The organism is Psychrobacter sp. PAMC 21119 (genome assembly GCF_000247495.1).
GTDB classification, from domain to species: domain Bacteria; phylum Pseudomonadota; class Gammaproteobacteria; order Pseudomonadales; family Moraxellaceae; genus Psychrobacter; species Psychrobacter glaciei.
On record NZ_AHVZ01000022.1, the window covers coordinates 110,369 to 126,352 of the forward strand.

General features: G+C 43.2%; 15 protein-coding genes. 2 read left to right on the forward strand and 13 right to left on the reverse strand.

The window, feature by feature from the left end:
* Positions 1–72: 72 nt before the first annotated feature.
* From mfd to RH96_RS09100, 3 genes are all read right to left on the reverse strand, one after another.
* Positions 73–3,810, reverse strand: coding sequence for a transcription-repair coupling factor (mfd, locus tag RH96_RS09090; RefSeq protein WP_010200091.1), 3,738 nt, complete (start codon positions 3,808–3,810; stop codon positions 73–75).
* A 238-nt stretch (positions 3,811–4,048) separates the two neighbouring features.
* The gene (rraA, locus tag RH96_RS09095) at positions 4,049–4,564 is read right to left on the reverse strand and encodes a ribonuclease E activity regulator RraA (RefSeq protein ID WP_026037251.1); all 516 of its coding nucleotides are present in this window, start codon (positions 4,562–4,564) and stop codon (positions 4,049–4,051) included.
* A gap of 88 nt (positions 4,565–4,652) precedes the next feature.
* Positions 4,653–5,354 carry an NAD-dependent epimerase/dehydratase family protein gene (locus tag RH96_RS09100; RefSeq protein WP_010200095.1) on the reverse strand — a complete coding sequence of 234 codons (702 nt, stop codon included), beginning with the start codon at positions 5,352–5,354 and terminating at the stop codon, positions 4,653–4,655.
* A 467-nt stretch (positions 5,355–5,821) separates the two neighbouring features.
* Here RH96_RS09100 and rpsT point away from each other — a divergent pair, with 467 nt between their 5' ends.
* Both rpsT and RH96_RS09110 read left to right on the forward strand, forming a co-directional pair.
* Positions 5,822–6,088 carry a 30S ribosomal protein S20 gene (rpsT, locus tag RH96_RS09105; protein WP_010200097.1) on the forward strand — a complete coding sequence of 89 codons (267 nt, stop codon included), beginning with the start codon at positions 5,822–5,824 and terminating at the stop codon, positions 6,086–6,088.
* A 121-nt stretch (positions 6,089–6,209) separates the two neighbouring features.
* Positions 6,210–7,352 carry an FAD binding domain-containing protein gene (locus tag RH96_RS09110; RefSeq protein WP_010200100.1) on the forward strand — a complete coding sequence of 381 codons (1,143 nt, stop codon included), beginning with the start codon at positions 6,210–6,212 and terminating at the stop codon, positions 7,350–7,352.
* A gap of 81 nt (positions 7,353–7,433) precedes the next feature.
* Here the strand turns inward: RH96_RS09110 and RH96_RS09115 are convergent, their stop codons facing one another.
* The 10 genes from RH96_RS09115 to RH96_RS09160 form a co-directional block, all read right to left on the reverse strand.
* On the reverse strand, positions 7,434–8,270 hold the full coding sequence (locus RH96_RS09115) for a histidine phosphatase family protein (RefSeq protein ID WP_010200102.1): 837 nt from the start codon (positions 8,268–8,270) through the stop codon (positions 7,434–7,436).
* Between the two features lie 167 nt (positions 8,271–8,437).
* Complete coding sequence (locus RH96_RS09120) at positions 8,438–9,235, reverse strand: metallophosphoesterase (protein ID WP_227500956.1); 798 nt, start codon at positions 9,233–9,235, stop codon at positions 8,438–8,440.
* Position 9,236: 1 nt separating this feature from the next.
* Positions 9,237–9,425 (reverse strand): hypothetical protein, encoded by a 189-nt coding sequence (locus RH96_RS15070; protein WP_010200105.1) that lies wholly within the window; start codon positions 9,423–9,425, stop codon positions 9,237–9,239.
* Between the two features lie 35 nt (positions 9,426–9,460).
* The gene (gene pyrF, locus RH96_RS09130) at positions 9,461–10,159 is read right to left on the reverse strand and encodes an orotidine-5'-phosphate decarboxylase (protein WP_010200108.1); all 699 of its coding nucleotides are present in this window, start codon (positions 10,157–10,159) and stop codon (positions 9,461–9,463) included.
* A gap of 72 nt (positions 10,160–10,231) precedes the next feature.
* Positions 10,232–10,636 carry a lipopolysaccharide assembly protein LapA domain-containing protein gene (locus RH96_RS09135; protein WP_010200115.1) on the reverse strand — a complete coding sequence of 135 codons (405 nt, stop codon included), beginning with the start codon at positions 10,634–10,636 and terminating at the stop codon, positions 10,232–10,234.
* Positions 10,637–10,722: 86 nt separating this feature from the next.
* On the reverse strand, positions 10,723–11,028 hold the full coding sequence (locus RH96_RS09140) for an integration host factor subunit beta (protein WP_010200120.1): 306 nt from the start codon (positions 11,026–11,028) through the stop codon (positions 10,723–10,725).
* A 335-nt stretch (positions 11,029–11,363) separates the two neighbouring features.
* Positions 11,364–13,052: a 30S ribosomal protein S1 gene (rpsA, locus tag RH96_RS09145; protein ID WP_010200122.1), complete on the reverse strand. Its 1,689-nt coding sequence runs from the start codon at positions 13,050–13,052 to the stop codon at positions 11,364–11,366.
* 288 nt (positions 13,053–13,340) lie between these two features.
* Positions 13,341–14,093 carry a (d)CMP kinase gene (gene cmk / locus RH96_RS09150; protein WP_010200125.1) on the reverse strand — a complete coding sequence of 251 codons (753 nt, stop codon included), beginning with the start codon at positions 14,091–14,093 and terminating at the stop codon, positions 13,341–13,343.
* 492 nt (positions 14,094–14,585) lie between these two features.
* Positions 14,586–15,164 (reverse strand): tRNA adenosine(34) deaminase TadA, encoded by a 579-nt coding sequence (gene tadA, locus RH96_RS09155; protein WP_081501587.1) that lies wholly within the window; start codon positions 15,162–15,164, stop codon positions 14,586–14,588.
* A 15-nt stretch (positions 15,165–15,179) separates the two neighbouring features.
* A complete protein-coding gene (locus RH96_RS09160; RefSeq protein ID WP_010200131.1) occupies positions 15,180–15,917 on the reverse strand; it encodes a uracil-DNA glycosylase in 738 nt (245 codons plus the stop codon).
* Positions 15,918–15,984: the final 67 nt, after the last annotated feature.

Here is a 15,984-nt window from a genome sequence, read left to right on the forward strand (position 1 = left end):
ATTGCCTTGGAATGTTCGTTTGGCGTAGCATAGTTGACGCCTGTACCTGCTAAGCCGTTGCTTAGAACAAAGCTAAACAGGCTCTGTCACCATATGCTCACTAAAGTAGCGTAATAGCTCTTGGATCACAGTGACGCGCTGCTGCGGTGTTGCCAGTTTATCGGCATCTTGGTAACGAATACCAGAAGCACCATTCATACGATAGCGCTGCCCGTTGCTCTGAATCAATTTAATAATCGCTAACGCATCAACGGGTGTATCAGGCGCAAATTCCAACGTCATACTATTACTATTGGCATCAATTTTATTGATCTTTAGTGGTTCGGCTTGTATACGCAGTCCGTGAATGGCAAAAAGCTGCTTGGTTTGATCGGGTAATATGCCAAAACGGTCAATCATTTCGGTACGGATATCAGTGAGCGCTTCTTTATCATCGGCATTACTGATACGTTTATAAAACAATAAACGCTGATGCACATCGTGTAAATACTCTTCTGGTATCAATGCCGAGCTATGCAGATTAATCTCGCTGGTCAGTGACAATGGCGTACTCAAATCGGGCTCTTTACCCGCTTTAATCGCTTTTGTCGCGCGCTCCAGCATGTCCATATATAAACTGAAGCCAATCGCTTGCATATTGCCGCTTTGCTGCTTACCAAGTATCTCACCAGCCCCGCGAATCTCTAAATCTTCACTTGCCAGCATAAAACCTGCACCCAGCGTATTGGCGCGTTCAATGGCATGTAAGCGTCGCTTGGCATCACCTTTGAGACCCTTAATAGACGGCACAAGTAAGTAACAATACGCTTGATGATGGCTACGACCTACACGACCACGCAGCTGATGCAATTGCGCCAAGCCAAACTTGTCAGCGCGCTCAATGATAATGGTATTGGCATTCGGCACATCAATACCGGTTTCAATAATAGTCGAGCATATCAGGACGTTGAATTTTTTATGATAATACTGCTGCATTACTTGTTCAAGTTGGCGCTCTTGCATTTGACCATGAGCGACCCCTACTCGCGCCTCTGGTACTAGCTCGCGAATGGTCTCAGCCATACGCTCGATACTGGAAACATCGTTATGAAGCAAATACACCTGTCCTCCACGCAGTAACTCGCGCAAGATAGCCTCTTTCATTAATGCTTCTGTTTTTTGCATGACAAAGGTTTTAATCGCCAGACGACGAGCAGGTGGCGTAGCAATAATCGACATATCACGCATACCGGAGAGCGCCATATTAAGCGTTCTAGGGATTGGTGTCGCTGTCATCGACATACTATCTACATCGGTCTGAATCGCCTTGATACGCTCCTTATGACGCACACCGAAGCGATGCTCTTCATCGACAATCATCAGGCCCAAATTAGAAAACTTCACATCGGGCTGTAATAATTTATGCGTACCGATAACAATATCAACTTTACCAGCCGTCAAGTCAGCCAATACCGTATCTTGATGCTTTTTACCGCCAAAACGCGACAGCGTTTCGACTCGTACCGGCCAATCAGCAAAACGATCGCGAAAATTGTCTTCATGCTGACCTGCCAGCAAAGTCGTCGGTACCAATACCGCTACTTGATAGCCAGCACTAACCGCAATGAACGCAGCGCGCATAGCGACTTCAGTTTTACCAAAACCCACATCACCGCAGATAAGGCGATCCATTGGTTGGTTTTGCCTCATGTCTTCCATAACGGCATGGATAGCATTGGCTTGATCGGGTGTTTCTTCAAAAGCAAATTGACTGGCAAACAGCTCATACTGTGATGAGTCGATTTTAAAATGAATACCGACTTTGGCTTCACGCCTTGCTTGCATATTGAGCAGTTCAGCAGCGACATCATGAATTTGCTCCAAAGCTTTTTGCTTGGCTTTGTCCCATTTGCCGCTACCGATTTTATGCAATGGCGCAAGTGCAGGATCACCGCCACTATAACGGCTGATCATTTGTAGATTGGCGACTGGCACATAAATACTGGCATCATCAGCGTATTTCAAATGAATAAACTCTTGCTCGCCATCACCCACATCTAGTGTAATCAGACCATTATAGCGACCGATACCGTGCTCGATATGCACCACAGGGCTGCCTTCGGTTATCTCGGTGACACTCTTAACCAAAAACTCTTCTGACACACCGCTTTGACGACGGCGACGCGTTTGCAGTACTTGCCGACCAAATAATTGTGTCTCACTAATCAATACCAAACGCTCAGGGACATATACCCCGCGTTCAATGGGTGCAACCGTGAGACCAACCTGCGGCAGATTTTTAGCATTGAGCCCAGTAGTTTTATCGGCGGCTAAAAACGCCTCAAAGCTATCATAAGCATTGATGTCTATTTTACCTTTAAACAGCTCAATGAGAATCTCACGGCGACCTGCTGTTTCGGCAACGATTAATACTGGTGTCGCCGTTTGCGCTTGTAGCGCTAAAAATTCTAATAACTCTGTGAGAGGTTCAGCTTTTTGATGATTCACTGATAATTGCGGTGGCTCTAGCGCGCTTAACGTCACCAAGCCTTGCTGTTTATTTGCCGCAAGCGGCAGTTGTGGCTGTAAATCTGATTGTTGTTCAACCTCTAACCGTGAATCATCGCTGTCAATCGCAGCGACATCGGTCATGGTAGCCAATTCATTACGGGCACTGAGAATCACGCGTGGATAATGATTAAGGTGCTCGTTTAAAGTATTTGATAATAAATACAATAGCTCAGGGGCGACGATAGGCTTATCAATATCATGACGACGTTCTTCATAACGGCGCTGAATCTGTGACCAGTAATCTGCTTGCTTTTCGTTAATTAGCTCATCTGTTATAAATAAGGCATCGCTTGGTAAATAGGCAAATAAGCTACTCTCCGCCTCCCAATCCTTTAAATCAAAAAATAATGGTTGGTAGTATTCTAATCCGCTACTGGCGATACCTGCCATCACATCTTTATGCAGCTCAAACTTACGACTACTGGCACTAGGGAACATGGCAGCAAAGTTAGTGCGGAAAGTCTCACGCCCTTCATCGAGCGGAAACTCTTTCGCCGGTAGGATTTGAAATTGCTGGATAGGCTTTGAGATATCTGGCAGTTTATGCAGTAGCGATAGTGACTCTTTTCCCATGCTACTATCATTGCCGCTCATCATGGTTTTTAGGTCGTCGACGGTCAACGTCCGCTGGGTCTGCGGATTAAAGAAGCGAATGGTCTCGATTTCATCGTCAAACAGATCTAAACGTAGCGGAAATGGCTGACCCATCGCAAAGATATCAATGATGCTACCACGTACCGCAAATTCGCCCGGCTCAAAGACATTCTCAACCGCACGGTAACCTGCCTTTGCCAATAGGCCACGTTGAGTGTTGATATCAAATCGATCACCCACACTCAAATCAAAATGCTGCCCAATCAGCCAACTTGGCGGGGCGACCCGATGCATCAAGGCTTGAACCGAGATGAGCAGCACCCCTGTCGTTGGCATATCGGTTAATAGATTGATACGCTCACTGACAATATCTTGATGCGGGGACAGCTCATCATAAGTCAACGTCTCCCAATCGGGGAACACATAAGCATCAACCCCGCAAAATGCCAATTCCGTCTCTATCTGATTGAGCTGGTTTTGGTCACGGGTTACCACAACCTTCAAACGGTCAGCAACATTCCATAGCGGTGTTTGTACCAGACTTGCCAACCATAAACTGCTGACGGCCCCATGCACAGGAGCCAGCCAACGCCGCTGGGCATTCTGGATAGGAAACAACTGCTGGTTAATCGGGTCAAAGGCGTCAGTCAAAGCAGTGATAGGCATAAAGGATAGGATCAATGTTAAGAGTCAGAAAGCTATTATACGAATATTTCAGCAATTACCAAAATTTATGCCGTAACGGTTTGTCACTTAGCATTTTTATTAAAAAACCAACAGCTAAATAGTTGATAAAAATCATATTCGTACATAAAGACAGGATGATTAAATGTAAAAACCTCAACGGTTAAGCTGAGGTTTTTGAGTTATATTCATTAAGCTGTTTTTAAATTATAAGCTGTTTTTAAATTAATGGCTTGTCGCTAGCGATAATGCCGTTATTGTCTGCGTAGACAAACATGCCAGAATTTAGCGTCAAATCACCAAAGCTAATTTCAATGTCCGTCTGGCCTTCATCGCGGCGATTTGACTTGCGCGGGATACAACCAAGCGCCATGACCCCGATGTCCATTGCTGCCATATCATCGACATCACGAACACAGCCGTACACCATGACCCCTGCCCAGCCATTATCAATTGCTGACTGCGCAATCATGTCACCTAACAGCGCGCAACGCATTGAACCACCACCGTCGACCACCAATACTTTGCCATTACCATCTTTGTCTTTGCCATCGCTGTTCAGTAATGACTTTACACGGCTATTGTCTTCAAAGCATTTCACCGTCACGATTTCACCGCAAAATCTGTCTTTGCCACCAAAACGATGAAACGACTTGCCTTCGATACTAGGCAAACATACCTGCGACTCAGGATTGGCATCCAATAAATCACAGGTCACAAAGTTCTCTTTATTCATCGTGGTTGATTCTGGCATCGTGTCTGACATGATCAGGCTCCCTAACTACTTATGATTGATTTTAACTTTTTTTGATATACTACTTAGGCTATTTTTTCACTCTGGTCATCGCCAGCATCTGCTTATTTTCGATAATATCAGTATGCTTAATTAGCGGTTCCGTACGGTATTTACTACGCTGATAAATATCATTGGCGCTCATCGCCATTGCACTAGCGACGCGTTTGGCAGAAATGGGATGCAATGATAAAGACTCTGACAATAACGGCGAGATAAGTTTAAAGGCTTTTTGACCAAGACTTTCAAGCGGACGTCCCTTGTGTTTGCCAAGTAACAATGACGGGCGAAAAATCACTAGCTGCGCAAAATCCAATGCGCTAATTGACTGCTCAGTTTCAGCCTTTACTCGATTGTACAAAAACCGACTGTCGATATCAGCGTTCATTGAAGACAATAAAAAGAAATTTTCAACGCCTTTATCGCGGCATAGTTTGGCAAAGTTCATATTATAATCATGATCGACTTTTCGAAACGCTTCGTCACTGCCAGCCTGCTTTTTTGTGGTGCCGAGGCAACTAAAGGCATCTGTCGTTCGGTCAACACCCACACTGACAAATATTTCGCTTAGATTGTCGAAGTCATTGACCTGATAAAAGCGCATACTGGCATTGATGTAGCGTGGCGGATGCCGTGCAATCACAATCAACGTGTCGTAAAGCTCACTCAATTGTTTGACAAGGTGTTCCCCCACCAATCCTGTCGCGCCAATCATAATTGCTTTTCGCTGCATACCTTATCCATTTATATAATGTTAGAAAATCCATGATTATGAGAAGACATATCCGTAAAGACAGATTGCTCCTATATCATACCTAAATTAACAGATAACTGAGCTCATTAAGCACAGTTTATTGTAAGAGATTTTGTCAGCGATAGGTATGACTTGGCAGCTGACTTTGCTCTTAATAGCCTAATAAAGTAAAATATTAGCAAATAGTCTAACTACTTTGAGCATTAACCATCAAATATATTGTTCTAAGCGCAATAATTTGCTAAGATAACCGGCTTTACACGTCAACGCTGTTTAATTATTCCAAACAGTTCTGACGCTTGCGATGATCTATTGATATTAGATACCCTATTAATATCAGACATCGACATCATGTTTGGCGAGAGGCTGCTCGTCACCGATGATTGTTAAACCCATTATTGCAATCAACATTCATATTTTTATCTGTCTTTATCAAGGAGATACGCGTGGCTAATACTGCACAAGCTCGTAAACGCGCCCGTCAAAACACCAAACGTCGTCAGAACTCTGCGTCACAACGCTCTATGGTTCGTACTTACTTAAAACGTGTTGATGCGGCAATCGCAGCTAAAGATTATGACGCGGCTACCGAAGCTTACAAAAAAGCGGTACCGGTTCTTGATCGTATGGCTGACAAAGGTATTATTCATAAGAATAAAGCTGCTCGTCGTAAGAGCCGCCTAAACAAAACAATCAAAGGCCTTCAAGCTTAAGATTTGTTCTGTTTAGACCGTAAGCATAAAAAAACCTTGTCACTGGTTCTAATACTGGGGCAAGGTTTTTTTATGCTATTTTTTTTGTATATAGATATTCAGGAGAGGCTCAGTGGAATCAATGAATAAGCGTGCAATCGTGATCGGTGGTTCGTTAGCTGGGCTGTTTTCAGGGACGCTATTACGTTCTATTGGCTGGCAAGTAGATATTTACGAGCGTTCTGCTCGTGATTTGGATAGCAGAGGCGGTGGTGTTGTTTTGCAAGCTGATGTCGTGACTGCTCTTAAAGAGGCGGGAATTGCGACAGACAAGCTAGGCGTCGATGCTCTTGAGCGCTATTATCTGCAAAAAAATGGCTCAATTGAAAAAATGGTCATGCGTCAGACGCTCACCTCTTGGAATATTCTCTATCGCTCGATGCGAAGACACTTTCCAGATAAGCATTATCATCAAGGTAAAGTATTAGCGCGGGTACAATCAAAAGGCGCTAAAGTAACAGCTGTTTTTGTTGATGGCTCTTGTGAAACTGGAGATTTATTGATTGGTGCTGACGGGCCAAATTCAACTGTGCGCCAACAGCTTTTGCCCACTTATGAGCCTCAATATGCAGGTTACGTGGCTTATAGAGGTTTGATCGACGAAGCTGACTTAGCGCCAGAAGTGGCTAAGATATTTACTGAACGGTTTGTATTTTATGACTTTCCAAACTCGCACATTTTGGCCTACGTCATTCCTGGTGAAAACGAATCGCTGGTTCCAGGAAAACGCCGATTTAACTGGGTTTGGTACGTTAACTATGATGAGAAAACGGAGTTAGCTCATATACTTACCGACAAAAACAGTAAATGTAGAATGCATTCTGTGCCACCAGGAATGATGTCGCCTGCTGTTGATCGAGCAATGCGAAGCTACGCAGATCTTGTACTCGCTGACCCCTTCAAAAAATTAGTAGCCGCGACTAAAGAGCCTTTTGTACAGTCGATTTTAGACTTAACAGTGCCGCAGATGGCTTTCGATAGAATGGCACTGATAGGAGATGCCGCTTTTATTCCTCGGCCTCATACAGCAGCGGGTACAGCAAAAGCAGCAGCAAACGCTATTTCGTTGGTAGAGGCACTCGTTGACCATAATCATAACGTTCCTAAAGCCTTACAGGCATGGGAGAGCAACCAGCTATCACATGGCATGCAATTATGGCAATATGGTCGCAGTGTGGGTGATCGTTCTCAGTTTTCTTATGGTAAAAGCCGAACAGAGGGATAGAAAATAAAATTCGACTGATTCTCCATTTTTGAGATGAATGGGTCGAATTTATGCTCAATAAGCATAAAACCCCTTAAAAAATTAAGTCCACTTCACTTTTGGTGGCAGCAATAATTTGCTAGGATGAAAGCCGGCAGCACGGTAACCGTCTAACAAAGTACTAACAGGACGAATATAAACCTCACCACGCCAGACAAAATAAGCATTCGCCTGATCAAAAGGCTTATCATCGAACCATAAAAACACCCCTTCCATCATCTTAGGCCAATCATTCCAATCGATTTCGGTCACATCAAGCATTACCGCCAAAAAAGCTGATAACAAAGTATCATGACTAACAGCGAGCATTAAATGCCCGTGCTGCGGCTGATGTTGATAAAAGAGCGATAAAATATCAAGACCACCTTGATAGGCATTTTTGGTGCCTTCAAGATTGCCTTGTAAAAAACGATTAATAAAGTTAAGCACACCAATTTCTTTGAATACGACATTGGCAATCTCAGGTTCAGTAACCAGACTGCCCGGCTCCACCAGCAATGATTGATGAGCAATATGACGCTGTAACCCCGCCCCTTCTTGCATCAATTGTGCCGTATCAATGCAGCGCCCAATCGGACTGGAGATGCTATCGACATCGAGCGAATACGGCAGATGTCCTGCTAGCCAACGTCCCCAAGACTTAGCCAATATGCGACCTTTAGGCGTAAGCGGCAACTGATAACTGGCAAAACCGTTACCATCAGAACGCTCGCGTAGAGAGTGCCTAGTAAATAAAATCAGTCGCTTATTATCAGGTAATAAGCTGACCGAAGAGATCATACTATCAGGTAAGTGTGACGGCGCAGGCGCACTTGGCGTGTGACTCGCAAGCTTATCTGCGGATAGTTTTGACTGGGTACTAATAGGATATTTGCTCATGCTAGCAAGCCTAGCAGATTTTTTATCAGGAATGAACAAAATATAAATCCAGTTGCAATATAAGCAGCGATAATGAACGGACTTTTAAGACCAATAATGAATGATAGACTATTTCAGGATGCGCTAAGCCATTGCTAGCGATCCAACGTATTTATACGAAAAACGGCTCAACCAATATCAATGACTTTATCCCAAGCAAAGGCTAATGCTGTACTACTCACCTCGTTTGGATAAGCGCGTGGATTGACAATCACTCGGGTATTACCAATACGATAGTCAAATGCTTCGTGCGTATGTCCATGCACCCACAGCGTAGGCGCCCAAGTTTCATGCATCCAGCCAGATAAATCACTGACGAACGCTGCATTGCTGGGTAGGCTGGCATACTTCTCAGACACTGATAACGCACTGATGCTATGATGACTCATCACTATCGTTTTTTTGCCCAGTTTTTTCGCGGTTATCAAGGCTTGTTGTAACCATTGACGCTGCTCAGCATGCAATTGCATAGATAGCTCAGGTGAGAATAGCTGATCACCAGCATATATTTGCGTATAGTCCCGCATAAAGCGTTTAGCAGCGACCATAGTGTCCTCATTCGCTTGGTACTGATAATCAGTCCACAGCGTACACCCTAAGATGCGTACTTCTCCGATGTCAACATGCTGACACTGGAGCACGCGCATGCCTTTGGCTGAGGTTTCATCGTAATTATCCCATGTTGCTAGCTTCTGATCGAAATTTAGCACATCTTCTTTGAAATACTCATGATTTCCCGCGATGGTAATAAGCGGTACCTGTAAACGTGCAGCTTGCTCTTGTAGCCACGGCATGCCGCTATCACTATTAGCGGTGTCACCAGCGACCAATACAATGTCTGCATCGGTCTTAGGAATATACCCCATCGGATGCAATTGCCGGGCATAGCTGTCAATGTGTAAGTCACTTAATATCTGTAATTTCATATTATCCAACATCATTTAGTGGCGTTATTATTAAAAATCTAATTAGCGATAAACGCTCATAATAGTAATATTTATATTTAGTTAAATAAACATTTTTGATATGGCCATTATATTTTAGAAAGGTTGTAAGCATAAATTTAAGTAGTGTAGCAGCTTTTCCTTGTCCATCAAAAAGTAAAAAAACAGCCATTTAGGCTGTCTTTTTTTCTTAACATCTATTCAAACTCAAATACTTTGAAGTATCTTCTGTAGCTTAGCGGCAGGATTTTGCGCTTGGGTAATAGAGCGTCCAATGACCAGATAATCAGAACCTTCCATCAAGGCTTGACTCGGCGTACAGATACGTTTTTGATCATCCGCACTGTCCTCAGCGAGTCGGATGCCAGGCGTGACCAGCTTAAAGTCTTTACCACATAAAGCCTTAAGTACTTTTGCCTCCTGTGCTGAACACACCACACCATCCAGACCAGCTTGCTTGGTCAATTGTGCTAGGCGGCTGACTTGCGCATCTAAACCGTCCCTGATGCCCGTTTGCATCAATGCTTTATTGTCCATAGAAGTCAGCACAGTGACGGCAATCAACAAGGTCTCAAAATTACCGTCTAACAGGCGTTGTTTGGCCAATGACATCGCCTCTAAGCCCGCGCTTGCATGGACATTAACCATCCATACGCCAAGCTCAGCTGCCGCCAATACCGCTTGAGCCGTGGTATTGGGGATATCATGAAACTTTAAGTCCAAGAACACCTCAAAGTCACGCTGATGCAATGCCTTGACGATGTCAGGACCACAACGAGTAAACAGCTCTTTACCCACTTTTAATCGACATAACGTTGGGTCTAATTGGTCAGCTAGCGCTAAGGATGCATCCAAAGTCATGTTATCTAAAGCAACGATGACTGGAGAGTTAGTTATATTATTCATGGTTTTGCCATATATCAGAGTTATCAAAGCATTGTATTTTTAAAATTAGCCGCGCCGCCATTATTAAGCCGCTTAGTCTCGCTTATGCTTAATCAAAGTCGAGCTTTCATCTATATTAACTGCTGTATCTTGAGTTTGGGTCGCTGTTGTCCCATAGACCGCATCTTCTACTGTTGGTGCATTTGCTTGACGATCAATAACGACATTGGCTTGGGTCAATTGCTCTTGCAAATGATTGTTGGCCTTGTTAAGGCGCGAGATTTCCCACTTATTTTGTAAGACGCGGAAAATAAGCAATGCTAGCAAAATACCAATAATTATACCGAGTATTAAACAGAGTATCAGTAGCAACCCCAAATTCATCGTCGGTGCTTGTGAGAACAGCAAGTTTACGCCAACCTCAGTATTATTTGCCAATACCAAGCCAAGCGAATAAGCAAAGCTTAAAAACAGTAATACAAACAGTAAAAAGCGCATGAAAGATACCTCAGTTTTGAATGGAGCTAACAGTTTAAAGATAGCATTCTAGAGTGCATCATCAATTAACACATCTATGACCAGTACTAATTATTTGCTACTTTATCATTTACAGCTTCACGTAGTGCTTTACCCGGCTTAAAATGCGGAATAGCTTTGGCAGGTACAGGCACGCTTTCCCCTGTTTTTGGGTTACGCCCCATACGAGCGCGGCGATGATGTAGACAAAAACTACCAAACCCACGAACCTCTACCCGACCATCATTGGCTAAAGTATGGGTCATCAAATTTAATATTTCACGTACTGCATCATCTACAACTGTGTCAGTTATATTTTCACAATTCGCACTCAAATTACTAATAAATTCGGATTTGTTAATCGCTTGCTGCATTATGACGCTTGCCCTGTTGATTAATGGATAAAATGACGGTGAGTCAAAACCTGGTTTTTACGATGACTATTTATAGCATTATACTGAATTAACTTAGAAACACCTAAAGTCACAATTGCTTCTATAAGCCGATATTATTTATATAAAACTAAATCTGACTGATATATTGTTACTCAATGTTGCAAATGATAGCGGATATTAGGATAAATGGAAATAAGAGTTTGTCTGTTTGAGCAAAAACTTCTATTACTGGCCACGTTATACAAATTTAATCATAAAAAAAAGCGACCGGAGTCGCTTTTTTTACATTACTTTTATATCAATAGCTTAGCAACTTACTGCATTTGTTCTTTGATCAAGTCACCAATTGTTTTTGGCTGTGCATCAGAACCTGGAGCAGCAGTCGTGCTAGTGCTACCAAGATCTTTAATCGCTTGACGCTCTTCAGCTTCGTCTTTCGCTTTGATAGACAAGTTGATGTTGCGTGTTTTGCGATCAACACTGATGATTTTAGCTTCAACATCATCACCAACCGTTAGATGCTTAGTCGCATCTTCAACGCGGTCACGTTGGATCTCAGAGGCACGTAGATAAGCTTCTACTTCGTCAGCAAGTTCGATAGTAGCACCTTTAGCGTCTACTTCTTTCACTTTACCATTAACGATAGCACCGCGGTCATTGTTGACTAGGTATTCGTTGAATGGATCAGAGCTTAACTGCTTAACGCCTAGGCTGATACGGTTAGCTTCTGCATCTACAGACAATACCATTGCTTCAACGGTGTCGCCTTTATTGTAGTTACGGATAGCATCTTCGCCAGTTTCGTTCCAAGAGATATCAGATAGATGAACAAGACCATCAATACCACCGTCTAGACCGATAAAGATACCGAAGTCAGTGATTGATTTGATCGTACCAGTGATTTTATCACCGCGCTCATGTTTCTTATCAAACTCATCCCATGGATTGGCTAGAGTCTGTTTGATACCTAGGCTGATACGACGACGTTCTTCATCGATATCAAGAATCATTACTTCAACTTCATCGCCCACTTGAACTACTTTTGATGGGTGGATGTTTTTGTTGGTATGATCCATCTCTGATACGTGCACTAGACCTTCGATGCCTTCAGAAATCTCAGCAAAACAACCATAATCAGTTAGGTTAGTAACGCGTGCTTTAACAACGCTACCCACTGGGTATGTGCCGCCAACGTTATCCCAAGGATCAGTACCAAGTTGTTTTAGACCTAGGCTAACGCGATTGCGCTCACGGTCAAACTTCAATACTTTAACTTTTAGGTCTTGACCAACTTCAACCACCTCAGATGGGTGCTTGATACGGCGCCATGCCATGTCAGTGATGTGCAATAGACCATCGATACCACCTAGGTCAACGAATGCACCGTAATCAGTAAGGTTCTTAACGATACCTTCGATCTCGATACCTTCTTCAAGCTTGTTCAATAGCTCTTCGCGCTCAGCTGAGTTTTCAGCTTCCATAACTGCACGACGGCTAACCACAACGTTGTTGCGTTTTTGATCAAGTTTGATGACTTTGAATTCTAGCTCCTTGCCTTCAAGATGCGTGGTATCACGGATAGGACGTACATCTACCAATGAACCTGGCAAAAACGCGCGTACTGAACCGATATCTACGGTAAAGCCGCCTTTAACTTTGCTAGAAATAATACCTTTAACGATCTCATCATTGTCAGAGATTTTCTCAAGGAAATTCCAAGTCTCAACGCGTTTGGCTTTTTCGCGTGACAGTAAGGTTTGACCCATACCGTTATCAACCGCTTCAACCACAACATCGACACTATCGCCAACTTCAACTTCAAGTTCGCCTTCTTCGCTTAAAAACTCTTCACGAGCGACGATACCTTCAGACTTAAGACCAGTATCTACTGTAATCCAATCACTATCGATGGCTACAACAGTACCTGTGATAACCGAGCCACGCTCGATATCAAGACCTGTTTCTTCGATGCTCGCTTCAAATAGTTCAGCAAATGATTCCATTATGTCTACCTTTGTATAGCCGTATCCTGTCCAGCACAGTACGGATCAAATTTATGACTATATAAAACGGAATACTGGTTTTATATCCTACATAGTCATATAAAAAAACGTTTGTTGCTAATAAGCGCATTGTTCATAAACACAATGTTTATAGAGCTCATTAGCAACAACTGTCTTGTGTTATTAAAACGACAACGTTGTTCTAATCACTTCTTATCCGACATACTATAATTTTATACTAAAATCAAAGATATAGGAAACTATTTAGTGCTCAATATGTTGTTCCTATTAGCTATTAAAGCAGACACCCTGATTCTGGCAATGTTTTTTTATCTGCTCATAAACCGCATTTGCATCTAGCATTGAGCTATCCAATACTAAGGCATCGTCTGCTGGCTTTGACGGTGCTGTCGTACGATTTTCATCACGATCATCACGGGCTTTAATCGTCGTTAATATCGCCTCAAAATCTGCCACTTGTCCCGCTTCTACTAATTGTGTGACACGGCGATTGGCACGTGCTTCCGCGCTGGCAGTCAAAAACACTTTAACGTCAGCATCTGGGAACACCACTGTACCCATATCGCGACCATCAGCCACTAGGCCTGAACGGGTTGCCATGTCTTGTTGTAGCGTTAGCAAGGCATTACGAACCTTTGGATAGACAGCCACTTGTGAGGCGTAACCACCAATCGTTTCGTTTCGTACTTGCTCACCCACTGCTTCGCCATTTACGATGATATCGACACGGCCTGACTCATTGTTAGGCACAAAAGCAATGTCTAAGCTTTGTGTCAACTGCAATACAGCCATCTCATCAATCGCTTTGCTAGCATCGGCAGTAATCAATCCTGCTTCAAATGCCTTTAGACCAACGATGCGATATAAAGCGCCTGAATCTAACAGCTGATAACCCAATACTTGTGCCAGACGCCAAGTTACCGTGCCTTTGCCTGCGCCACTTGGACCGTCAATACAAATAACAGGATAACGCACTGGCTGCGCTTGGCTATTATCATTAGTAGGTGTAGAGACGGTCATAGGACTCACTTATCACTTAATAGTAGGCACTGCTTATATGGCTGCTTTTATATTAAAAAGCACATTAGCTAGAATGCTACTTATGCAACAGTAACAACGCAATATTTACTTAATTATCAACTGTTTGTTAGACCACTAACTTATTAGCAATCAAATAGGGCGATATTATAGCAAAAAAACCACGCTATCACTAGCCACAAGACTGACATCTTGTTGAATGTCTGTTTTAGGGTCTGCTGAACATTCAAATGTGGCACTGGCAGTGGCTATTTTTTAGACAATACGCAGTGAAATTTTTGACGCCTAGTCATTCTAGGGTAGACAATTTCGCCATGTATTGGCAAAAATAGCCCTGCCCTGAAAGGCTGATGCTAAAACCACCCCAAACGTTGTTGTAAACCTAGCTAAGGTCTCGACATTATCGTCGGTTTACGCCTAGTTTGGGAAGATTTTAGCGATCAGCAGTCCTAATATTTTAATGTTTAACAGACCCTAATTGTTAATGACAGTGTCTTTACTTTTTTTGGCTGCGCGGCGGCGTTCACGAAAAAAATGCTTTAGCATCTGACTACTATGCTCACGGCATAAACCTTTATCAACTTGAATACTATGATTATAAAAAGGCTGCATGGCTAAGTTCATTTGACTGCCTACCATGCCCGCTCGAGGTTCGCTCGCCGCATAGACCAGTCTATCCACACGGCCATGAATGAGTGCGCCAACACACATCGTACAGGGCTCTAAAGTCACGTACAAAGTTGTCTGTAATGGCAGGCGGTAGTTTTTTAAACGCGCGCACGCATCCCTTAGTGCAACTATTTCAGCATGAGCAGTCGCGTCATGGCGTCCAATTGGCTCATTGAAGCCTTGCCCGATGATCTGCTGATTGTGTACCAACACTGCGCCTACTGGCACTTCTCCGAGTGCAGCCCCTTGTCTAGCCAGTAGCAATGCTTTTTGCATCCACTTCACGTCCTCTAGTGACCAAAATGTACTGCTTACAAATGGCATTTCTACTTCAATAATGGCCAATTGGCTAGGTATTAACGGATGAGAGTGTAAATTTATCATTAGATTATTTGTTGTCTATTGTGGTAATTGCCAGTCAATTGGTGTTTGTCCATACTGTACCAAGTAATCATTGGTTTTAGAAAATGGCTTGGAACCAAAAAATCCACCACGATTGGCAGCCAGCGGTGAAGGATGCACAGCTGTTAAGATTAAATGTTTTTCAGTATCGATATACTTGCCTTTTTTCTGCGCTTTACTGCCCCACAATATAAATATCGTGTGCTCCGTTTGTTGATTGACCACATCAATCACGGCATCGGTAAACTGCTCCCAACCTTTATTTTGATGACTATTCGGCTCACCTTCTCGCACCGTTAATGAGCTGTTCAAGAGTAAAACTCCTTGCTGCGCCCAATACGTTAAATCACCATGCGCTGAGTAACTGGTGCCGATATCATTGGCCATTTCTTTGAGTAAGTTATTAAGTGACGGCGGCTTGGGAATCGCTTTGGGCACAGAAAAAGATAGCCCCATTGCCTGACCTGGACGATGATAAGGGTCTTGTCCCAAGATAACGACTTTAACCTTCGATAAAGGGGTTAGGTTAAAGGCATTGAACATCAGCGGTGCAGGTGGATAAACACTCTCATCTGATTGGTATGCTTCCTTTAAAAAAGCTCGTAGGTTATCCATATTGTCAGAGGTTAATTCATCTGCTAGTGCCGTTTTCCAGTCTGCTGGTAGACGGACATTGTCTAAAATCGCTTGCCTTTGCTCTGGGGTCTTCGTCGGCTGTTCGTCAAACAGTTCCATGTTACATCCTTATTATATTTGTTATGAATAATTACTTCGCAACTATAGTTAAAATATCCTAGAAACG